The organism is Diaphorobacter sp. J5-51, assembly GCF_001023515.1.
Classification (GTDB): domain Bacteria; phylum Pseudomonadota; class Gammaproteobacteria; order Burkholderiales; family Burkholderiaceae_C; genus Diaphorobacter; species Diaphorobacter nitroreducens.
Genome location: NZ_JSYI01000085.1, coordinates 81,348 through 101,838 on the forward strand (window position 1 = coordinate 81,348; position 20,491 = coordinate 101,838).

Sequence of the window (20,491 nt, forward strand, 5' to 3'; positions counted from 1 at the left end):
TGGTGTACCTGCGCGAGAAAAGGTTCCTTGAGGGTGTCCATGAGAGGTAGTGATCTGGGCTGGGGTTGTTCGTTGCTTTTTTATGCGGCCAATTGCCATGAACTTGTAACGGGATTGGGTTTAGGACTTTATAATCCGCGTGCCCATTAATCCTTAACGCTCCATACCTCCATGACCGTCAGCTACAAAGAACTGTTGAAACAGCGTGAAGCCCTTGAGCAGCAAATCACCGAGGCGCGACGCCGTGAATTGACGGCTGCTATCTCGCAGGTGCGCGAACTGGTGGCGGAATATGGCCTGACGCAGCAGGACGTGTTCCCTGCAGGCCGCACGGGCCGCGTTTCTGCAACCAGTGGAACCAAGGTCGCGCCCAAATACCGCGACCCCGCCACGGGCCAGACCTGGACGGGCCGCGGCAAGGCGCCGAAATGGATTCAAAACGAAGACCGCGAGAAGTTCGCTATTTGAACACCACGTGGCGGCGCGGCTCGGCGCAATTCTCCGGGCCGACCTAACCGCTGTTTTGCGTGTGATTTGAAGAACCCGCTGGGGCGTGGCCTTGGCGGGTTTTGTCGCTTATGAGGGGTGCAGTATTCGTGGCGCGGTGCGCGGCAATATGGTTGCGCGTCAAAGGCCCCTGCTGATGTCAGACACTCGGCAAAGTGGCCCACGCACCGATTAACGGATACGGTGCAGGAGCGGTGGAACGGTGCTTTCTGGCCGCGCGGCGACCGCAGAACGCGTATTCATTTAAATCCGATTGCCCCCAGCGTGGGGTAAAGGTATTTCGCGATGCGTTGGCTCTGCAGTGCGGCGCTGCCAAAATGGGCTCTGTCGTTACCCACAGGAGTTTTTGTATGGCAGCCTCCCGCAACCCCGGTCACGCTTTTGCTTCCACGCTCGCTACGTTTGCCACGGCAGCGGGGAAGAGCGGCAAGTTCTATTCGCTGCCTGCGTTGGCGCGCCAGTTTCCGGGGGTGAACCGGCTGCCCGTGTCCCTGCGCATCGTGCTGGAATCCGTACTGCGCAATTGCGATGGCCGCCGCATCACTGCAGAGCATGTGGAGCAGTTGGCTCGCTGGGCGCCCAATGCGCCGCGCAAGGACGAGATTCCGTTCGTGGTGTCGCGCGTCGTGCTGCAGGATTTCACGGGCGTGCCGCTGCTGGCCGATTTGGCCGCGATGCGCAGCGTGGCCCAGCGCCTGGGCCACAACCCCCGCAAGATCGAACCGCTGGTGCCTGTGGACCTGGTAGTGGACCACTCCATCATGGTGGACTACTACGGCACGAAGAAGGCCCTCGACCTGAACATGAAGCTGGAATTCCAGCGCAACCGCGAGCGCTATGAGTTCATGAAGTGGGGCATGCAGGCCTTCAGCACTTTTGGGGTGGTGCCTCCGGGCTTTGGCATCGTGCACCAGGTGAACCTGGAATACCTCGCACGCGGCGTGCACAAGGGCAACGACGGCGTGTACTACCCCGACACGCTGGTGGGCACCGACAGCCACACCACCATGATCAACGGCATTGGCGTCGTGGGCTGGGGCGTGGGCGGCATCGAGGCCGAGGCCGCCATGCTGGGCCAGCCGGTGTACTTCCTCACACCCGACGTGGTGGGCTTCGAACTCTCGGGCCAACTGCGCGAGGGTGTCACCGCCACCGACCTCGTGCTCACCGTGACCGAGATCCTGCGCCGCGAGAAGGTGGTGGGCAAGTTCGTGGAGTTCTTTGGAGAAGGCACGCGGACCCTGGCGCTGCCCGACCGCGCCACCATCGGCAACATGGCACCGGAATATGGGGCCACCATGGGTTTCTTCCCGGTGGACGAGAAGACCATCGACTACTTCCGCGGCACGGGGCGCACCAAGGCGGAGATCGATGCGTTTGAAGCGTACTTTCGCGCACAAGGCCTGTTCGGTGTGCCGCGCGCGGGGGAGATCGACTACTCGCAGGTGGTGCGCCTGGATCTGGGGGATGTCACCCCCAGCCTGGCCGGCCCCAAGCGCCCGCAGGACCGCATCGAACTGGGCAACGTGTGCCGCCAGTTTGCCGAGCTGTTTAGCAAACCGGTGGCCGAGTCGGGTTTCAACCAGCCCGCTGAGCTGCTGCACACGCGCCACCATATCCACCGGCGCATGGCGCCCGTGACCGAGGGGGCCCCCAGCGAAAAACCCGTACCCGAAGGGGCGCCGCGTTTCCTGGTCGAGATGGAGCAGAACAAGCCGCGCCTGGAGGTGCAGCACGAAGACGCGGCGATCCATTTGCCCGCCAAGGGGGCGGACCCGACCATCGGCAACGGCGATGTGCTGATCGCGGCGATCACCAGCTGTACCAACACCTCCAACCCCAGCGTACTGCTGGCTGCGGGCCTGCTGGCCAAGAAAGCGGTGGAGGCAGGGTTGCGGGTCGCGCCGCACATCAAGACCTCGCTGGCGCCGGGCTCGCGCATCGTGACCGAATACCTCACGCAGACCGGGCTGCTGCCCTATCTGGAAAAGCTGGGCTTTGCCCTGGTGGGATATGGCTGCACGACCTGCATCGGCAATGCGGGCGATTTGGCGCCCGAGCTCAATGAGGTCATCACCAGCAATGACCTGGTGTGTGCCGCGGTGTTGTCGGGCAACCGCAATTTCGAGGCGCGCATCCACCCCAACCTCAAAGCCAACTTCCTGGCCAGCCCGCCGCTGGTGGTGGCCTATGCGATCGCGGGCACGGTGCTCAAGGACCTCATGACCGAACCGGTCGGCAAGGGCAAGGGCGGGCGCGACGTGTACTTGGGCGACATCTGGCCCAGCAGCGACGAGATCCATGCGCTCATGAAGTACGCCATGAACGGCAAGGCCTTCAAGGAGAACTACGCCAAGGTCAAGACCGACCCCGGAGCCCTGTGGAACAAGATCCGCGGGGTGGACGGAGACGTCTATGTGTGGCCCGGCAGCACCTACATCGCGGAGCCGCCATTCTTTGCGGATTTTGCTCTCGATTCAGTAGCTGCCAGCGATGGTAAACAGGGCGCTGCAGGCCAAAAAACCTCGGAATCCGTGATGGGTGCCCGCATCATGGCGCTGTTCGGTGACTCCATCACCACGGACCACATCTCTCCCGCAGGCTCCATCCCGGAAACCTCTCCCGCCGGCCAGTGGCTGCTGCAGCACGGGGTGGCCAAGCCCGACTTCAACAGCTACGGCGCGCGCCGCGGCAACCACGAAGTGATGATGCGTGGCACCTTTGCCAACGTGCGCATCAAGAACCTCATGCTCCCGCCGCTGGCCGACGGCTCGCGCGAGGAGGGGGGCGTCACCATCTTTCAGGGCGAGGGACCGATGCAGGGCCAGAAGATGTTCATCTTCGACGCCGCGATGCACTACATCGCCAACAAGACGCCCACGGTGATCTTCGCGGGGGAGGAATACGGCACCGGCTCCAGCCGGGACTGGGCGGCCAAGGGCACCCAGTTGCTGGGCATCAAGGCGGTGGTGGCGCGCAGCTTCGAGCGCATCCACCGTTCCAACCTCGTGGGCATGGGGGTGCTGCCGCTGCAGCTGCGCGACAACGACTCGTGGCAGAGCCTGGGCCTGCAAGGCGACGAGGTGATCGACGTGATTCCAGACCCCGCGCTCACACCGCAAAGCGAGGCGCGCTTGGTCATCCGCCGTGCGGATGGTTCCTGCCAGGAAGTGGCCGTCACCCTGCGCATCGATACACCCATCGAGGTGGACTATTACCGTGCGGGCGGCATCCTGCCGTATGTACTGCGGCAGTTGCTGAGTGCGTGATTCCATCTCTTAGGACGCGATGCTGCGGCCCCAGGCGGTGCGATCTGGTCTGCGCGCCGTGGGATTGCGCCATGCCTGGTGCACCGCTGATAGCAGGGTGGCTGCCGGTGGGCGGACAATCGGTCCATGCAGAAACAAGTCTTGATCGCAGGCGGTGGCATTGGAGGATTGGCTGCCGCCCTGGGTAGCTCGCGTGCCGGGTGGGAAGTGCGCCTCTTCGAGCGTGCCGCGGAGTTCACCGAGGTGGGCGCCGGCGTGCAGATCGGCCCGAACGTGGTGCGCCGACTGCAGGCATGGGGCCTGCAGGGCGCGCTGCAGGCCGTGGCCGCCTTCCCCGAGCGTCTGCAGGTGCGCAGTGCGCTCACCGGCGCTGAGTTGGCGGCGCTGCGCCTGGGCAACACCGCCATCGAGCGCTACGGCGCCGCCTACGCCACCATCCACCGTGCGGACCTGCACGGCCTGCTGCTCGATGCATTGCGCGAGCGCACTGGTGTGCACCTGAACCTGGGCCATTCCATCGTGCACCATGCGCAAGACGGTGGCGTGGTCACCGTGCGCGTAACGCGCCACCGCCCGGCAAGCGCCAGCGAGGGCGGTGCGCAAGATCTGCTGATCGAAGGCGATGCGCTCATCGGCGCCGACGGCCTGCGCAGCGGCACGCGCATGCGTTTGCTGGGTGAGACGCCCACGCGAGTCTCCGGCCACCTGGCCTACCGCGCCGTGGTGCGCCAGGACGCGCTGCCCCAGGCGCTGCGCAGCCAGCAGGTGACCGCCTGGCTGGGGCCGCGCCTGCACGTGGTGCAGTACCCGCTGCGCCGTGGCGAATTGCTGAACGTGGTGGCCATCCGCCACGGGCAGCCGCCGGCCGACCTCGATTCCTGGGACCATGGCGCCAACGCGGCCGATCTGGAGGCCGCGCTGGCCCGCACCTGCACGCCGCTGCAGGACTTGATTCGCGCCGTGCCCCAGGCGGGCAGTGGCTGGCGCCTGTGGCCGCTGCTGGACCGCCCGCCCGTCGCCGGCCCGCAAGAGATGGTGCAGGGGGTGGTGGCGTTGCTGGGCGACGCGGCACACCCCATGCGGCCCTACCTGGCGCAAGGCGCCGGCATGGCCATCGAGGACGCGGCCGAGCTGCAGCGCGCCCTGGCCATGCACGACCTGGAAGTGCCGCTGCGCCTGCGCCGTTACGCGCTCAACCGCTGGCAGCGCAACGCGCGCGTGCAGGAGCGCTCGCGGCGCAACGGGCGCATCTTCCATGCCACGGGCCTCGTGCGCTGGGGGCGCGACACGGCGTTGCGGCTGCTGGGAGAGCGGCTGCTGGACGTGCCCTGGCTCTACCGGGGCGACGGCTCCAGCGCCAGCTCGCTGTGAACGTGCGCTGGAGCAGTTTGCACCTGATGCTATTTAATTGATAGCTGTTTGCGCTTATACCGTAAGCGATAACGGCAGATTTGACTGCTATCTTTCACCCTGCGGCGGATGCGGCAGCAGCCGAAACGCCAGCGCCGCCAACGCGAGCAGCCCGGCGATGCAGGCCATCACCGCCACGTAGGGATCGGCCCCCCCGCGCTTGGCAAGGGACGCCACCAGCCCCGTGAGCCACTGCATGGCCGCCACACCCAGGAACATGGCCATGGTGAACACCGCCATGGCCCGCCCTGTGAGCGCCGCCGGGTAGGCCGCGCGCACGTCCGCGTACTGCAGCACGATGAAGCCCGACAGCAGCCCCACGGCCAGCATGCAGGCCACGTCCAGCGGGGCGGAGTGCGGCAGCACCATGGCCGCGAACAGGACCGCCATGGCCAGGGTGCAGGTCACGATCCAGCGGCGGCGCCGGGCGGGGCCGGGGTCGATGCGGCCGAACAGCATCGGCCCGCACAGCGCCACCACCGACAGGGCCAACGCCACGTTGCCGCTTTGCACCAGAGAGAAACCGTGGCGCTCGATCAGCATGGGCCCCAGCCACAGGCCGCGCAGGGAGATGAGCGCCGCATAGGTCACCGCGCCCAGCACCACGATGCCCCAGGTGTGCGGCACGGCGAACAGCGCGGCGAAGCGCAGCACCGCCTCGCGCACGGACTCGCGCGGGGCCTCCTGCTGCGCCGGCGCGGCGACGGGCTCATGCACGCTGCGCCAGATCCACAGCCAAGCCGCCAGCGCCAGCGCCGCCAGCACCACGAAGCCCGCGCGCCAGGACCACTGCTGCACCAGCCAGGCCAGCGGCGTGCCGGTGAACAGCATGCCCAGCGTACCCAGCGCCATCGCCATGCCCGACATCGCCGCGAAGCGCTGCGGCGCGAAATGCCGTGCAATGAACACCGTGCACACCAGGAAGGCCGGCGCGCAGCCCACGCCGATCAGCGCCTGGCCCACCAGCAGCGCGCCGTAACCGGGCGCCAGCGCCGACAGCAGCGCCCCCGCGATACACAGCGGAAACGCCGCCAGGATCGTGCGGCGCACGCCATACAGGTCGATGCCGATGCCCATGAAGAGCTGCATGGCGCCAAAGGCGAAATGGAAGGTGCCCGCGAACACCCCCAGCGCTTGCGGCGACAGCCCGAAGTCCGCCTGCAGCGGCGCGGCCATGATGGCGGCCACGGTGCGAAAGGCCGAGCTCAATGCGAAGCCCGAGGTCAGCGCCACCAGCATCAGCAGGGCGGCGCGCGGCGCCATGGCGATGGGGGCGGGTGGAAGCGGCGCGGCGGAGGGGGCGTTGGGCATGGGGCCCGAGGCTACACCGGACGCGGCGCGCGTGCAGGCGCGTGCGCACCGGCCCGCGCTTACATGGCCTTGAACAGCGGCGCATACAGTCGGCTCACCGCCAGCCGCTCAGGCCGGCCCCGCAGCTGCAGATGCATCCGGCCCGCTTCGTCGCGTATGGCGCTGGCGATGGCGGCGGCACGTACCAGCGTGCCCCGGTGCACCTGCCAGAAGTCGGCCGGATCGAGCTGCCCGGCCAGTTCCTTGAGTGGCGTGCGGATCAGGTATTCACGCTCGGCGGTGAGCACACGCACGTACTTGTCGGCCGCCTCAAAGTACACGACCTCCTGCACAGGCACGAGGTGGATCTGCGTGCCGCTGCTGGCCTGGATCATGCGCAGCGACGCGCCGCCGCCCGCTGGAGCCTGCGTCGATCCGCCCAGCCCTGGGGCCTGCGCCAAAGCGCGCAACTGGGTCAGCGCTTGCTCCAGCGCCGGCAGCGCGCCAGGGGCGGCGCGCTGTGCCAGCAGTTGCTGCAGCCGCTGCACCGTCTGGCGCAGCCGCGCGGGCTGGACCGGCTTGAGCAGGTAGTCCACCGCCTGGGCTTCAAAGGCCTGTACGGCGTATTGGTCGTAGGCGGTGACGAAGACCAGCGCGGGAAAGGCTGCGGTATCGGGCCAGGCATCGGCCAGCTCTGCCGCCGCCTCCAGGCCGCTCTGGCCGGGCATGCGGATGTCCAGCAGCAGCACGTCGGGGCGCAGCGGCCAGCAGCGGCTCATCCTCGGCAATCAGGGCTCGGGGGAACGTCGAGTGCATGGTGCTTCAAGGGAAAAGTGATGATGCAGGCCGTGCCCTGGGCGCTAGCAGCTATCAATTCGAGAGTGCCAGCGTCGCCGTACAGGGTGGCGAGGCGCTCGCGCACCTGCTGCAGGCCAAAGCGCGCAGTGGTCGTGCCCGCGGTGCCCGTGGGTGGTGTGTAGCGCAGGCCCGCGCCCGTGTCACGCACGGCCAGCTGCACGCGCGCCGCCGGGGTGCCGCCCTGCAGCAGCGCGGCCTGTACGTGGATGTGGCCACCCTGCACCTGTGGCTCCAGACCGTGGCGGATGGCGTTCTCCACCAGCGGCTGCAGCAGCAGGGGCGGGACGGGCACGTTGCGCAAAGCCTCGGGCAGTTCCAGGGTGTAGTCCAGGCGCGGGCCCATGCGCACGGCCATGAGGGCCAGGTAGTCCTGCAGCCGCGCGAACTCGTCGGCCAATGGGTGCAGCGCGGCGCGCGATGCGCCCAGGGTGGCGCGCAGGTAGGCGATGAAGTGGTCCAGCATCTCCTGGGCGCGCGGCGGATCCGTGGCCACCAGCACGCGCAGGTTGGCCAGGGTGTTGAACATCATGTGCGGCTCCAGCTGCGTTTCCAGCAGCTTCAGGCGTGCCTCGGCCGCGTCACGCTGTACCTGGGCCACGCGCGCCTGCAGAAAGCGCGCCTTGCCCCGGCTGTGGAAGAAAAACGAGATGGATGCGCTGGCCGCGATGGTGACGACCAGGGTGGACACGGCCTCGTGCCCGCGCAGCCAGGCCAGGTCGCCCAGTGCGCCGCCGTTGTACAGGTGTCCCACCACCGAGCCGGAGACAAAGCCCATGGCCGTGCCCGCAAAGATGAGTACCGCTCCCCATGGCCGCCGCGGCCACGGAATGGCGCTGTGGCGTGTGAGCGCCATGCGCCCCAGGTCCACCGTGAACCAGCTCACCAGGCCGATGGTGAGCGAATACACCAGGTTCGCATCCCAGGGCGTGGATCTCGCCAGTGTGACGCCCAGCGCCACCAGGCAGCAGAACGCCGCCGTGGTCAGCAGCCGGCAGAGGAAGGCGATGGGGTGGTTGACGCTCATGGAACAGGCGGGGTGCGAGCCATTGTGCTGCAGGGCCGGCCCGTCATTGCGGTGCCGAGTCGTTGTGGCCGCTGCGCTCGCGTGCCAGCGCCGCCCGCTCGCGTGCGACAAGCGCTTCGCGCCAGTGGGCTCCGGGCAGGGCCAGCCACACGACCGCCCCATGCAGCAGCAGGCCCAGGCCCCAACCGAGAGCGGGGTAGGGTGTCCAAGTCCGCCCCTGCATCAGCGCCAGGCCCGCCAGCGCCAGCTGGACGGTGAGGTAGACGCACGCGTGCAACAGCCAGCCCAGCTTGGCACCCGCGCGCCGCCGGGCCAGGCGGTCGAGGGTATCCGGGCGGTTCGGGGAATGAAGAGAGTGATGCATGGCGCGTCTCCAGACGGGGTACTGCACCCCGTTGCCGTACTGTGCAAGGAGAGGGGCCCACCAAACAGTGCATTGCGACGAACGGCAGCCGCGTGGCGCGGGCGGTTGCCTGGCGGGCGCGAGCGGAGCCGTTCTGGCGTATGGCCCGGCAGGACACAGGGCGTGACACCCGTGTCACGCCGCACGGGGCTGATAATCCGCGCTTTGCTTTTCCGCTGTCAGGACGCTTGCGTGGACACTCTCTTGCTGCTCAAGGCCGCCATCATGGGCGTGGTCGAAGGGCTGACCGAATTCCTCCCCATCTCTTCCACCGGCCACCTGATCCTGGCCGGGTCGCTGCTCGGGTTTGACGATGCCAAGGCCAAGGTCTTCGACATCGCCATCCAGACCGGCGCCATTTTCGCGGTCATTCTGGTCTATTGGCAGCGCATCCGCGCGACGCTGGTGGCGCTGCCCACCGAGCGGCAGGCGCGTCGTTTCGCCTTGAACGTGCTGATCGGCTTTCTCCCGGCCGTGCTGCTGGGCCTGTTGCTGGGCAAGGCCATCAAGGCGCATCTGTTCACGCCGGTGGTGGTGGCTAGCACCTTCATCCTGGGCGGCTTCGTCATCCTCTGGGCCGAGCGGCGCCAGCAGGCCGCCGTGCGCATCCATTCCGTGGACGACATGACGCCGCTGGACGCGCTGAAGGTTGGCCTGGTGCAGTGCCTGGCCATGGTGCCCGGCACCAGCCGCAGCGGTGCCACCATCATCGGCGGCATGCTGCTGGGGCTGTCGCGCAAGGCGGCCACCGACTATTCGTTCTTTCTCGCCATCCCCACGCTGATCGGCGCAGGCGTCTACAGCCTCTACAAGGAGCGCGCGCTGCTGTCGGCGGCCGACATTCCGCTGTTTGCCGTAGGACTGGTGTTTTCGTTCATCAGCGCCTGGCTGTGCGTGCGCTGGCTGCTGCGCTACATCAGCTTGCACAGCTTCGTGCCGTTCGCCTGGTATCGCATCGCGTTTGGCCTGGTGGTGCTGGCCACGGCATGGAGCGGCCTGGTGACCTGGGCCGAATAACCGCGTCAGGACGACGCCAGCGCCAGGTCCCCCTTGTTGCGGCGCACGCAGAACTTGCCCCGCTGCTTGCCGCTGTACATGGCGGCATCCGCCAGGCGGATGAGGGTGCCGGCGTCGCAGGCGTCGTCGGGCGCGAGTGCGTAGCCGATCGTCAACCCCACGCGGATCTCGACGCCCTGCACGTAAAACGGCGTCAGGAAGGATTCCAGCAGTGCGATCCCGAGATCGTGCGCCTGCATCACGCTGGGCAGCTGCTGTGCCATGACGACGAATTCGTCCCCGCCCAGCCGTGCGATCAGGTCGGCGTGGCGCAAATGGGCGCGCAGCCGCTGCGCCACGGCCACCAGCAGCCGGTCGCCCACGGCGTGCCCATGCTGATCGTTGACGGGTTTGAAGCCGTCCAGGTCCAGCATAAACACGGCCAGCAGCCGGTCGGCTTGCGCGTGGGGCAGCGCGGCGCCCAGGGCTGCGTCCAGGCCGCGCCGGTTGGGCAGGCCGGTGAGGGGGTCGGTGCGGGCCAGCGACATGAGCGCGTCGCGCTCCCGGCTGGCGTCCTGCACTGCGTCACGCAGGCGTGCGTGGCGCAGGCCCAGCATGCGCATGAACAGCAGCATGTTGACCACGGCTGCAATCTGGAAGAGGTGCATGGGCCAGAATCGGGCGGGGAGCTCCCCATGCACCAGCAGAGCGAGCGCGACGGCGGTGCCGATATAGACCAGCCATGCGAGCAGCAGTGTGTGCCCCACGGGGTCGTTCTCGTGCATGCGCCGCGCGGCCACGGGCAGGCTGACCAACGCCGGCAGCGGCCCCAGAAGTGCCAGCGTGGCGAGGGTCGCGGGCGTGTTCAAAACGTTTGACAGGAACGCGGCGCAGAGCAGGACGGACAGCGCGGCTCCTCCCTGCATGGTGCGCAGAAATCGACCGGGCCGGTTGTCGCGCGCCAGCGAGTGCCCCATGAACAAGAAGGCGCCGATCACCGCGATGCAGACGAACAGCGGGCCGGCGTGCTGCTGCATCCAGGGGTGGTGCCCCCAGATGAACAGGGTGCCGATGCCAAAGAAGTGGATGGAAAACCCCGCGCTGCCCAGCACCAGCAGCGCGTAGTAGGCGAACACCTTTTCCCGTAGCGCAACGGCCTGCAGCAGACCGTAGATGAACAGGCACAGCGCCAGGCCCACGAACAGGCCCTGCAGCATCTGCTCGCGCAGCATGGGCGCAGCCATGTCTCGCCAGGTGCCGATGCGCAGCGGGACAATCATTCCGCCCATTGTGCGCACGCGCACCAGCAGCTCGTAAGTGCGTTCGTGCTCCAGCGCCAGAACCACCGCGGGGGTGCGCCAATCCAGCGCGTGGGGGCTGGGCTGCTGCAGGTTGCCCAGGGCGTGATGCTGCAGCACCTCGCCGTCCGCCACCAGATAGACGTCGAGTTCGTTCAGCAGCGGGAAGTCCACATTGATGACCCAGGGCCCTGCGCGCGCCTGGGGGACCAGTGTCGCCTTCAGCCACACGGCATCCGGGCGCACGCCCAGTGAACCGCCGCGCGTCACAGGTGCCACGAACGCCGTGGGCGTGGCCAGTATCTCCTGCACCGTGCGTGCCAGCGTGGGGTCGGAGCGCATGCACAGGTGGGCCCACAGATCCACGGGGCCCCTGCCCGGCTCCAGCACCGTGGCTCTGCAGGCCTGCGCCGGGCCGGGGTGCAGTGCGCCGAGCAGGCACAGCATTCCGCCCAGCACCGCGCGCAGCCGCGCGCCGCCAGGCGAAATTCCGCACCAGAGCAACAGCAAGAGCCGCATCGCACCCTCCGCAGGAGGTTCAAATGTATCACCGCGTAACGACTGCGGTGTGAGCGGATAGAGGGCAAGTCGCCGCGGGCTGCCGCGGGCTGCCGCGGGCTGCGCGTGTCAGGAATCCGCGATGTGGGCCAGGTTCAGCAGCGCGGCTTCGATCGCCGCGGCCGTGGCGCGGGGCTGCTCCATGGGAAAGAGGTGACTGCCGTCCAGCATCGTCACGCGGCCCTGGGTGATGCGCTGGGTCATCGCCATGCCCACCTGGCGCATCTCGGCGGAATCGCGCCCGCCGATGAAGGCGGCCGGGCAGCGCAGCGGATGCGCGTGCAGCAGCCGGGCCAGGTTGTGGGGCAGGGTGTTGTAGATCTGGGTTTCCACCGCGCGGTCAAAGGCCAGCACGCGCTTGCCGTCCTGGTCCTGCAGGCCGTGTGACACGTAGTCCCGCAGCACGCGCGGGTCCCAGTGGGCGAAGGCCTTCTTGCGGCGAAAGTGCTCCAGCGCCTCCTCGTTGCTGGACCAGCTGTTGCGCCGCGCGCGGCTCACGCGTCCGGGCGAGACGGCGCCCACCACCTGCGTCTGCTTGGCGACCCCCAGGGCACTGGCGCGCCAGCCGCCGATGAGGGGCGAGTCGATCAGCACCACGCCCCGTGCCAGCTCGGGGTGGCGCGCTGCGGCCATCACGCTCAGGAAGCCCCCGAGCGAATGGCCCACCAGGAAGGCCTGTTCGCCGCTGCGCTGCTGCTGCTCGGCGGCAAAATCCGCCAGGTGCTGCACCAGGTGGGGCCAGTTGTTGCTGACGGGGTATTTCTCGTCATGGCCATAGCGTTCGATGGCGCTGACGCGAAAGCCGCGCTCGCGCAGGTCATCGAACAGCACGCGGTAGGTGCCGGCGGGGAAACTGTTGGCGTGGGAGAAAACGATGCAGGCCATGGAACGGTTCACACGAGCTTGTCGCGCGGTGTGGTGATCTTCTTGATGGGCCGGCTGCGCAGGGGCTCCACGCGGATGGGCACTTCGGTCACGCCGCCGTTCCAGGCCGGGTCCTCGATGCTGTCGAACACCTGGCGCAGCTTCTCGCCCCAGCTGTCGTGCAGCATGCGGAAGTAGGGGTTGTGCTCGTCGATGCACACGATCTTGTCGGTGGCGAGGCGCCCCTCCTCGTACACCACGAGGTCCAGCGGCAGGCCGACCGAGAGGTTGGACTTGAGCGTGCTGTCCATGGACACCAGCGCGCACTTGGCCGCCTCGCTCAGCGGCGTGTGGGGCGTGATCACGCGGTCCAGCACGGGCTTGCCGTACTTGGACTCGCCCACCTGGAAGTACGGCGTCTCGGCCGTGGCCTCGATGAAGTTGCCTGCCGAATACACCTGGAACAGGCGCATGCCCTCGCCCTTGATTTGGCCGCCCAGCAGCAGCGAGACGTTGAAGTCCACCCCCGCGCGCTGCAGTGCGGCGCCGTCGCGCTCGTACACGCGGCGCACCGCCGAGCCCAGCACGCGCGCCACGTCGAACATGCTGGTGGCGTTCCACAGCGTGATGGGCGTGCTGTCGCCGGGCTCCTGGATCTGCTCGACCTGCAGGATTTCGCGCACCGACTGCGAGATGCTCAGGTTGCCGGCCGACAGCAGCACCATGAAGCGGTCGCCGGCCTGCTCGTAAACCATCATCTTGCGAAAGGAACTGATCTGGTCCAGCCCGGCGTTGGTGCGCGAGTCGGACAGGAACACCAGGCCGGCGTTGAGCTTGATGGCGACGCAGTACGTCATGGGATGGGCTGTGAAGGCGAAGAGGGCGAGTGTAGGGCGCTTTGCCGGGCGGCCGTGTCGCGGCTGCGGCGCTGCGGCGGGCGCAGGGCGGGCATGCTCATGAGGTTGTATTTGCTACCATAAACATAGCAGCTAGCGCTTTACTGGTAAGCGCTAGAGCCTTATTTTATTCAAAACCGGGCGTGCTCAGCCGCTTGAGCTGGTAGAGCGCGTCCAGCGCCTCGCGGGGCGACAGCTGGTCCGGGTGGATCTGCGCCAGGGCGGATTCCACGGGGCTCACGGTTGCCACCTCGGGCGCGGGCGGCGGAGCGAACAGGTCCACCTGCAGCTCATCCTCGCCCGCGCGTTCTTCCAGCGCGGCGAGCGTGTGGCGCGCGTGGTGCAGCACGGCGGCGGGCACCCCCGCCAGCTTCGCCGCCTGGATGCCGTAGCTGCGGCTGGCGGGGCCGGGCTGGATCTCGTGCAGGAAGACGATGTCGTGGCCGGACTCGGTGGCGCCCACGTGCACGTTCACCGCGTGCGGGTGGCGCGCCGCCAGTTCGGTCAGCTCGAAGTAATGCGTGGCGAACAGCGTGAACGCGCGGGTCTTGTCATGCAGATGGGTGGCGATGCCGCTGGCCAGCGCCAACCCGTCGAAGGTGCTGGTGCCGCGGCCGATCTCGTCCATCAGCACCAGGCTGTGCGGCGTGGCGGCGTGCAGGATCTGCGCCGCCTCGGTCATCTCCAGCATGAAGGTGGACTGGGCATTGGCCAGATCGTCGGCCGCGCCGATGCGGGTGTGGATCGCGTCGATGGGGCCCAGCCGGCAGGCCGCGGCCGGCACGTGGCTGCCCATGCTCGCCAGCAGCACGATCAGGGCGACCTGCCGCATGTAGGTGGACTTACCGCCCATGTTGGGGCCGGTGATGATCTGCATGCGCGCGTTGGCGTGCAGGCGCGTGTGGTTGGGGATGAAGGCGCCGCTGGACGTTTCGGCCAGCCGGGCCTCCACCACGGGGTGGCGGCCCGCCTCGATGTCGATGCAGGGCTCGTTGACGAATTGCGGTGCGCACCAGTTGAGCGTGAGCGAGCGCTCGGCCAGCGTGCACAGCACGTCCAGCGTGGCGAGCGCCTGTGCCAGCCGCGTGAGCCGCGGCACGTGGGGCTGGAGCTGGTCGAGCACCTGCTCGTAGAGCCACTTCTCGCGCGCCAGGCCGCGCTCCTGCGCCGACAGGGCCTTGTCCTCGAAGCTCTTCAGCTCGGGCGTGATGAAGCGCTCGGCGTTCTTGAGCGTCTGGCGGCGGCGGTAGTCGCCCGGCACCTTGTCCACGTGGCTGCTGGTGACCTCGATGTAGAAGCCGTGCACCTTGTTGAACTGCACGCGCAGGTTCGGGATGCCGGTGCGCGCCTTCTCGCGCGTCTCCAGGTCGAGCAGGAAGTCGTCGCAGTTGTTCTGTATGGCGCGCAGCTCGTCGAGCTCGGCGTCGAAGCCCGGGGCGATCACGCCGCCGTCGCGCACCAGGGCGGCGGGCTCCTCCAGGATGGCGGCGCGCAGCAGCGCCGTGCATTCCGCCGGGGGCTGCAGGTCGTTGAATATTTCAGCCAAAAAGGCCTCTGGCGCTTGACTGGACTGCGCCAGCAGCTCTGATTTCTGTAGTGTGCTGCACAGCGCCACCAGCTCGCGCGGGCGCACCTGGCGCAGCGCGATGCGCGCGGTGATGCGCTCCACGTCGCTCACGCCGCGCAGTTCGCTGCGCAGGAGCTGCCACGGGCCCTGGCCGCTGCCGGCGCCGCGCAGCGCGGCCGTGGCCGCCAGGCGCTGGCGCGCGTCGCTGCGGTCGCGGCGCGGCTCCAGCAGCCAGGTCTTGAGCAGGCGGCTGCCCATGCCGGTCATGCAGGTGTCCAGCAGCGAGAACAGCGTGGGCGCGTCCTCGCCGCGCAGGGTCTTCACCAGCTCCAGGTTGCGCCGCGTGGCCAGGGGCAGGTGGATCAGTTCGTCGCTTTGCTGTACGCGCACGCCGTGCACATGGGTGAGTGCGCGGCCTTGCGTGTGCTCGGCGTACTGCAGCAGCGCGGCGGCGGCGGCGTGGGCGTGGGGCAGGCCCTCGGCATTCCAGGCCTGCAGGCTGGCCGCGCCGAGGTGTTCCAGCAGCTTGCGCTCGCCCAGGGCACCATCGAACTGCCAGTCGGGCCGCAGGCTCATGGGGCAGGTGAACACGCCGCCCTGGCGCAACTGGGTCAGTTGTTCTTCAAAGCGCTGGGTGATGCCCGCGCTGTAGATCACCTCGCTGGGGGCAATGCGTGCGAGCCAGGTGCCCACGTCGGCCTGTGCACATTCGGCCAGCTGCACCACACCCTGGGTGACGGAGAGCCACGCCAGGCCGCAGCGCGCACGCGCGCCCTGGTGCACGGCCAGCAGCATGGACTCGCTCTTGTCGGACAACAGTTCGCTATCGGTGAGCGTGCCGGGGGTGACCACGCGCACCACCTTGCGCTCCACGGGGCCCTTGGCGGCGCCCACTTCGCCCACCTGCTCGGCAATGGCGACCGACTCGCCCATCTTGATGAGGCGGCCCAGGTAGTTCTCCAGCGCATGAAAGGGCACGCCCGCCATGGTCACCGGCTGGCCGGCCGACTGGCCGCGTTGGGTGAGGGTGATGTCCAGCAGGCGCGCGGCCTTCTCGGCATCGGCGTAGAAAAGCTCGTAGAAGTCGCCCATGCGGTACAGCAGCAGCGTGTCGGGGTGCTGGGCCTTCAGGGCCAGGTACTGCTGCATCATGGGGGTGTGACTTTCCAGCTCCTTCATCCCTTCAGATGGAAGCTTGCTTACACCGCCATGATCATCTTTTTTCTTTGTCATTCAAATACTTATCGAGACTCTGCCGTCGTCGCTCACCTTCACTTACCGTCAATTGCCCTCATCTGTCAGCAGCAGCGACGGGGACCAGATGGGGATGATTGTCTCTGACTGCCAGCTGTGATAGATTTTAGTCCCCATTTGAATAATAAATTCAATAAAATCAAAGACTTGGCTGCAAAAATCAGTCCCCAATCCAGCCCGCAGTCGTTCTGAGTTTCATAGGCCATGCAGAAAGACCAAGAAGCCTTCGTGTCCGAACCCTCGGTCGTCCCATCCCGCCAGCACAAGGACAAGGATCGCAGCCCATCTTGGCGGGCAGAGTTGAACGACAACTACTGCAAGCTGAGGCGGCTGGAGCTGCCCCCCACCGGTTACGACGAAAAGGGCAAATTGGTCTTCGCGGCAAAGCCTGTCGCATCTTCGCAACCCTACATCTTATGGGACGTCTCCCGAGACGCTCCGCCCGGTTTTGGCCTGAAGGTGGGCAGGAAGAAGGTATACATCCTGCGTCGCAAGGTCATGGGTAGATCGATGCTCGCCACCGTTGGCAATTTCGCTGACTTCAATCGCATCCAAGACGCCCGAGCAAAAGCGGCGGAGCTGGCCCGCACGATGATCGAGACGGGCCAGAACCCCAACACCTTGGCTCGGCAGGTCAATGCTGCTGAGGTAACACTGCGCCAGGTGATGGCCGCTTATCGTGAGCACTGGACGACACGGACACAAAAGCCGGCCGCACGTGAGTCCTTGAAGGTATTCGACCGGGTGGCGCGCCAGCACGATGCTTGGGGCTGGGCGGATCGCAAGGTGCGAGAAATCGACGACAACGAGATCATCAAGAAGTTCTTAGAGACTCACAAAGCGACCCCGACCGCGACAGAGCAGGCGTTCCGTTGGCCCACCCGGGCGATCGACTGGTTCATTGAGAACGAGAAAATCAGAGCCGATGCGCAGGACCGCGAGCCCGCGCTCAAGGGCAACCCTTTCAAGACGCTGGCCCTCAACGGCTACTACCGCTCCAAAGAGCAAATCGAGCAGGAGCGGCACGAGAAAGGCAAGCGTAATCCCCTGCGGCCCTCTGCGGACCTGGGGCCATTTCTCGAAGCATGCTGGTCTAAGCGCCTCATTAACGACAACATGACCGGCATTCACTACCTAATGCTTATGTTGCTCTGGGGGTGCCGCAAGAGCGAACATGCGGGCCTTGTGTGGGGTGAGTTGCTGGATGAGCTTGGCGAGACTGGTAAAGGGCGGCGCTCAACCAGCCATGTCTGGCTCAAAGATCATCCGGATTGGGGGCCATACGTCTTTTTCTACAAGACAAAGAACGGTCGCTCGCATCGCTTGCCGATCACGCCGATGGTCTTGGAGTTGTTAAGGCAGCGCCAGCGGTGCGCTGCTGATGAGGCCATCCGCCGTGGCTTCCATGCAAAGTCCCGACCATTCGTATTTCCCGCGCGCAGCAGGTTTTCAAAGACAGGGCATTACATGGACGCGACCGACCTGCTCGACGACCTGCGTGAAGAGATTGGCTTGGAAAAGCTCAACCGGCACGACCTGCGCCGCTCGTTTGGTGCGGTGATGACTTCGCTGGGCATCGACGAGGTAATCAAGAGTCGGTTCCTCAATCATGCTCGCGCAAACGTGACGGATACCTACACGCAGGCAGAGTGGCAGTTGCTGCGGGAATCGATGGTGAAGATCGAGCAAGCGATCCTCTCCAAAGCCCCGAACGTGTACAACGCCCTTAAGCCAGCGGATTGGCCGCCACTTCCTGCGCCTGCACCGCATGTCTGCCGTCCACCGAAACCCCGATCGGGACGACCGCGTAAAGCCGTCAATCTCAATGGTGGAGCGGTGACGAACGATGCTGATTAATTGATCGTTCAGGACCAAAGTTTGGCTGCGAATTTATCATTCAGATCGTGAAAAGCTCAGGTGACGTGTGCAGGTGTAAGCAGGCGATTAAGACCACGCTTCACTGCCGGAGAGTTTTGGGGAATTTGATCGATGGCTCGAAATGACAAGGAAACGCTGATTCGAGATCTGGAGGTACTCCGGGCTCTTCATCTTTTACCGGATCTTGCTGCTCTGACAACGGAGGAGGCAGCTGTTTTGCTGCGTGTATCCCCAACGACGCTGGAGCGCCTGCGGAAGGGGGGCTCGGGGCCTCCATATATACAGGGCGGCACGAAAGGAGCGAAAGGCACAAATCAGAAGATCACCTACCTCAAGGCAGATCTTCTTTCCTATCAGCACAGCCTGAAAGTCCAAAGCAGCATGTCCGCCGCCGTCCGAAAAGGGCAGGCGTTCCTGCTTCCGTACGCTAAACCTATACCGAAGAGGTCGGATTTCGATCTCGTCACAAAGCGTCCCTTCTACATGATGAGTGCCGAGTTGGAGATATTCCGATGCGTACTCGATGTGCCAATGTCTGAGTTCATCAAAAATTTGGGTGAATTCAGGATTGCTTGGTTAAACCCGGTTCATGCTGCGATGTTGAGTTGGGCGGATTCGGGTTCAAAGGCGATTTACGTTGAAGAGATCCAGGGTGCTCTTGAGCAGACCATGAAAATCTTGAAGTCAATGTGACTTTTGTCCTCAGACGAACCCCATCGACAGTTTCGTTTGCGTGCGAAACAGCGTGGTCAGGTCGTCCAGCACGAGGTGGTTCCGCCCCGCTGACATGGCCGCTCCGACCGCCAACTCAAGCCGGACCTTCAACGTCCTTGGCGTCTGATCTCCGATCAGCGGCGCCAACTCCCGAGGTAGGCGTGTCAGGAAGTGAATTCCTAACTCCCGAACGGTCGACTCCAACATCTGTTGGGCAATGCCGAACATCGCATTCCCACTGGGTGGCTCAATCTCGTAAACCAGAACCCTGCTGAGGATGGGATCCGGGATACGGCGGATGTCGTTCGCGGTAATGATCCATCGCACCAGAGAAGCATCGAAGACGATGCCTGGCAGCGCCTGGTCCTCAAATACACGCGCGGTTTCCTCCTCAAGCAGGGTGTAAAGCGGACCCATTGGGTCATACCGATCGGAGGAGACTTTGTCGATCTCGTCCAACACAACCACGGGGTCTGCACATGGTGGGTTGCCCTGAATGCCGAAGGCGATCGCAGTGAACAATTGGCCTGGTTGAGAGTTGGACCAAAAGGTGCTGCTGCCTGCCAAGGAGGCCCCGTTGGTTGCGCTGGCCATGTCAATGCTCAGGCATCCCGTACCTAGCAACACCGCCAAGCGGCGCGCGAACGCGGTCTTGCCCACCCCTGGTGGCCCGACCAGCAAGATCGGAGGCATGCGGACGCGCCGGGCGCCGGCGGCGATCAAGCTCAGATGCGGCTGCACCACCTGATCCACCACCGTGGCAAATGCCGGAAACTCACCCCGCAGTGTTCCCAGATCCCGGAGCCATGAATGGTCCGGTTGACTCCTCGGGCGCTTGGTGCCGTAGGCCAGGAGCTTCTTCAGTGCCATCTGCATCTTCTGGCGGGATTCACCATCGATCGGTAGTTGCTGAATCAGCGCTGCCGTATCGGCCAGCCCCGGATCAAACACTTGCACCGTGCTGCGATCCACTCCGTCTTCGATCAGCGATCGCACGAACGCTTCCATGGATGCCTCCCCCTCCGTATCCGTTCCCATGCCCGTTCCTGCTTCGGTACTTGGCTTCAACGTCTCGGCTTGGCGATGAGCCTCTGGCTGAGCGGACTTGGGGATCCAAGGAAACATGAACCCCATGCTCCGAACCAAAAGCAGCAGAGACTGCCTTTCGCGCCGGGACAGTGCCGGGGTCGTGTGCACTTTGACTCCAAGCCAGAACGGACCCTTATGCAGCTCAAGGGCGAACAAGGCTCGGCGACCGCTGAGGTGAATGGCCAGACTGACGGCCAGCACTTGATAGGCCTCGAGCGCCAAAGCATCATCCCCATCCGGGACGACCACCGACAGCTCCGGAAACCGAGGGATTGGCAGCTTCATCGTTGCGCTCCTTGCAGTGGTCCAACGACCAAGGGAACGCAAGCGCCGGCGCACAGAATCAAAACGCTCGCCACCAGAACCTCCCGCGATCCGCCAGCCAGGGCGTAGATCACGGTGCCCAGGCAGGCGATCACGTTGAGGGCGTGCGACTGCCAAGGCAAATGCCGCAGCAGGGCGGTGAAGGTGGGGTAGCGAAGCCCCTCTTCAACGCAGAGAGCCGCGCGCAGTGCACTGACGGCGCCAAGGCATACCGCCAAAGAATCAAGGATCGGGGACACAAAAACTGGGAGTGTCAGGATTTCTGTGTGTGAGGCTGTTGAATCCGTCACTC

At 65.7% G+C, this 20,491-nt stretch carries 16 protein-coding genes; 6 read left to right on the forward strand and 10 right to left on the reverse strand.

Going from position 1 to position 20,491, the window contains the following annotated elements; genetic code table 11:
- Positions 1-171: 171 nt before the first annotated feature.
- From OX89_RS12355 to OX89_RS12365, 3 genes are all read left to right on the forward strand, one after another.
- Positions 172-468 (forward strand): H-NS histone family protein, encoded by a 297-nt coding sequence (locus tag OX89_RS12355; protein WP_011804577.1) that lies wholly within the window; start codon positions 172-174, stop codon positions 466-468.
- A 389-nt stretch (positions 469-857) separates the two neighbouring features.
- Positions 858-3,776: an aconitate hydratase gene (locus OX89_RS12360; protein ID WP_047350819.1), complete on the forward strand. Its 2,919-nt coding sequence runs from the start codon at positions 858-860 to the stop codon at positions 3,774-3,776.
- 126 nt (positions 3,777-3,902) lie between these two features.
- Positions 3,903-5,147: an FAD-dependent monooxygenase gene (locus OX89_RS12365; protein ID WP_047350820.1), complete on the forward strand. Its 1,245-nt coding sequence runs from the start codon at positions 3,903-3,905 to the stop codon at positions 5,145-5,147.
- Positions 5,148-5,234: 87 nt separating this feature from the next.
- On the opposite strand, the gene OX89_RS12370 is transcribed toward OX89_RS12365, so the two are convergent.
- From OX89_RS12370 to OX89_RS12385, 4 genes are read right to left on the reverse strand one after another with little or no spacing between them, the layout of a single operon-like run.
- Positions 5,235-6,497: an MFS transporter gene (locus OX89_RS12370; RefSeq protein ID WP_047350821.1), complete on the reverse strand. Its 1,263-nt coding sequence runs from the start codon at positions 6,495-6,497 to the stop codon at positions 5,235-5,237.
- A gap of 59 nt (positions 6,498-6,556) precedes the next feature.
- On the reverse strand, positions 6,557-7,255 hold the full coding sequence (locus OX89_RS12375) for a LytTR family DNA-binding domain-containing protein (protein WP_199856241.1): 699 nt from the start codon (positions 7,253-7,255) through the stop codon (positions 6,557-6,559).
- On the reverse strand, positions 7,252-8,358 hold the full coding sequence (locus tag OX89_RS12380) for a sensor histidine kinase (protein WP_047350822.1): 1,107 nt from the start codon (positions 8,356-8,358) through the stop codon (positions 7,252-7,254). Before OX89_RS12380 ends, OX89_RS12375 begins: the two co-directional genes overlap by 4 nt.
- 43 nt (positions 8,359-8,401) lie before the next feature.
- Entirely contained in the window at positions 8,402-8,722 is a 321-nt protein-coding gene (locus tag OX89_RS12385; protein ID WP_047350836.1) for a 2TM domain-containing protein, read from the reverse strand.
- Positions 8,723-8,953: 231 nt separating this feature from the next.
- Between OX89_RS12385 and OX89_RS12390 the strand changes: the two genes are divergently transcribed.
- A complete protein-coding gene (locus OX89_RS12390) occupies positions 8,954-9,778 on the forward strand; it encodes an undecaprenyl-diphosphate phosphatase (protein ID WP_047350823.1) in 825 nt (274 codons plus the stop codon).
- A 5-nt stretch (positions 9,779-9,783) separates the two neighbouring features.
- On the opposite strand, the gene OX89_RS12395 is transcribed toward OX89_RS12390, so the two are convergent.
- The 4 genes from OX89_RS12395 to mutS all read right to left on the reverse strand — a co-directional run bounded on the left by OX89_RS12395 (position 9,784) and on the right by mutS (position 16,092).
- Positions 9,784-11,574, reverse strand: a complete 1,791-nt coding sequence (locus tag OX89_RS12395) for a diguanylate cyclase (RefSeq protein ID WP_047350824.1) — start codon at positions 11,572-11,574, stop codon at positions 9,784-9,786.
- 108 nt (positions 11,575-11,682) lie between these two features.
- Positions 11,683-12,498: an alpha/beta fold hydrolase gene (locus OX89_RS12400; RefSeq protein WP_047350837.1), complete on the reverse strand. Its 816-nt coding sequence runs from the start codon at positions 12,496-12,498 to the stop codon at positions 11,683-11,685.
- Positions 12,499-12,506: 8 nt separating this feature from the next.
- The gene (locus OX89_RS12405) at positions 12,507-13,334 is read right to left on the reverse strand and encodes a proteasome-type protease (protein ID WP_047350825.1); all 828 of its coding nucleotides are present in this window, start codon (positions 13,332-13,334) and stop codon (positions 12,507-12,509) included.
- 166 nt (positions 13,335-13,500) lie between these two features.
- On the reverse strand, positions 13,501-16,092 hold the full coding sequence (mutS, locus tag OX89_RS12410) for a DNA mismatch repair protein MutS (RefSeq protein ID WP_234305559.1): 2,592 nt from the start codon (positions 16,090-16,092) through the stop codon (positions 13,501-13,503).
- 306 nt (positions 16,093-16,398) lie between these two features.
- On the opposite strand from mutS, the gene OX89_RS12415 reads away from it, so the two are divergent.
- Both OX89_RS12415 and OX89_RS17820 read left to right on the forward strand, forming a co-directional pair.
- Complete coding sequence (locus tag OX89_RS12415; RefSeq protein ID WP_047350827.1) at positions 16,399-18,051, forward strand: tyrosine-type recombinase/integrase; 1,653 nt, start codon at positions 16,399-16,401, stop codon at positions 18,049-18,051.
- A gap of 132 nt (positions 18,052-18,183) precedes the next feature.
- A complete protein-coding gene (locus tag OX89_RS17820) occupies positions 18,184-18,765 on the forward strand; it encodes a helix-turn-helix domain-containing protein (RefSeq protein ID WP_052952267.1) in 582 nt (193 codons plus the stop codon).
- A 9-nt stretch (positions 18,766-18,774) separates the two neighbouring features.
- Here the strand turns inward: OX89_RS17820 and OX89_RS12425 are convergent, their stop codons facing one another.
- Entirely contained in the window at positions 18,775-20,160 is a 1,386-nt protein-coding gene (locus OX89_RS12425) for an AAA family ATPase (RefSeq protein ID WP_052952268.1), read from the reverse strand.
- Positions 20,157-20,491, reverse strand: a 335-nt coding sequence (locus tag OX89_RS19130; RefSeq protein ID WP_234305560.1) for a hypothetical protein, incomplete at its 5' end; no start/stop codon positions are given. The genes OX89_RS12425 and OX89_RS19130, both read right to left, overlap by 4 nt.

What these genes read in the sequence shown, in the direction of transcription:
- OX89_RS12380 (WP_047350822.1), bottom strand. Translation starts at nt 8,358, where the DNA reads ATGAGCGTCAACCACCCCATCGCCTTCCTCTGCCGGCTGCTGACCACG.
- mutS (WP_234305559.1), bottom strand. Translation starts at nt 16,092, where the DNA reads ATGATGCAGCAGTACCTGGCCCTGAAGGCCCAGCACCCCGACACGCTG.
- OX89_RS12405 (WP_047350825.1), bottom strand. Translation starts at nt 13,334, where the DNA reads ATGACGTACTGCGTCGCCATCAAGCTCAACGCCGGCCTGGTGTTCCTG.
- OX89_RS12375 (WP_199856241.1), bottom strand. Translation starts at nt 7,255, where the DNA reads ATGAGCCGCTGCTGGCCGCTGCGCCCCGACGTGCTGCTGCTGGACATC.
- OX89_RS12415 (WP_047350827.1), top strand. Translation starts at nt 16,399, where the DNA reads ATGCAGAAAGACCAAGAAGCCTTCGTGTCCGAACCCTCGGTCGTCCCA.
- OX89_RS12365 (WP_047350820.1), top strand. Translation starts at nt 3,903, where the DNA reads ATGCAGAAACAAGTCTTGATCGCAGGCGGTGGCATTGGAGGATTGGCT.
- OX89_RS12385 (WP_047350836.1), bottom strand. Translation starts at nt 8,722, where the DNA reads ATGCATCACTCTCTTCATTCCCCGAACCGCCCGGATACCCTCGACCGC.
- OX89_RS17820 (WP_052952267.1), top strand. Translation starts at nt 18,184, where the DNA reads ATGGCTCGAAATGACAAGGAAACGCTGATTCGAGATCTGGAGGTACTC.
- OX89_RS12400 (WP_047350837.1), bottom strand. Translation starts at nt 12,498, where the DNA reads ATGGCCTGCATCGTTTTCTCCCACGCCAACAGTTTCCCCGCCGGCACC.
- OX89_RS12425 (WP_052952268.1), bottom strand. Translation starts at nt 20,160, where the DNA reads ATGAAGCTGCCAATCCCTCGGTTTCCGGAGCTGTCGGTGGTCGTCCCG.
- OX89_RS12355 (WP_011804577.1), top strand. Translation starts at nt 172, where the DNA reads ATGACCGTCAGCTACAAAGAACTGTTGAAACAGCGTGAAGCCCTTGAG.
- OX89_RS12370 (WP_047350821.1), bottom strand. Translation starts at nt 6,497, where the DNA reads ATGCCCAACGCCCCCTCCGCCGCGCCGCTTCCACCCGCCCCCATCGCC.
- OX89_RS12395 (WP_047350824.1), bottom strand. Translation starts at nt 11,574, where the DNA reads ATGCGGCTCTTGCTGTTGCTCTGGTGCGGAATTTCGCCTGGCGGCGCG.
- OX89_RS12360 (WP_047350819.1), top strand. Translation starts at nt 858, where the DNA reads ATGGCAGCCTCCCGCAACCCCGGTCACGCTTTTGCTTCCACGCTCGCT.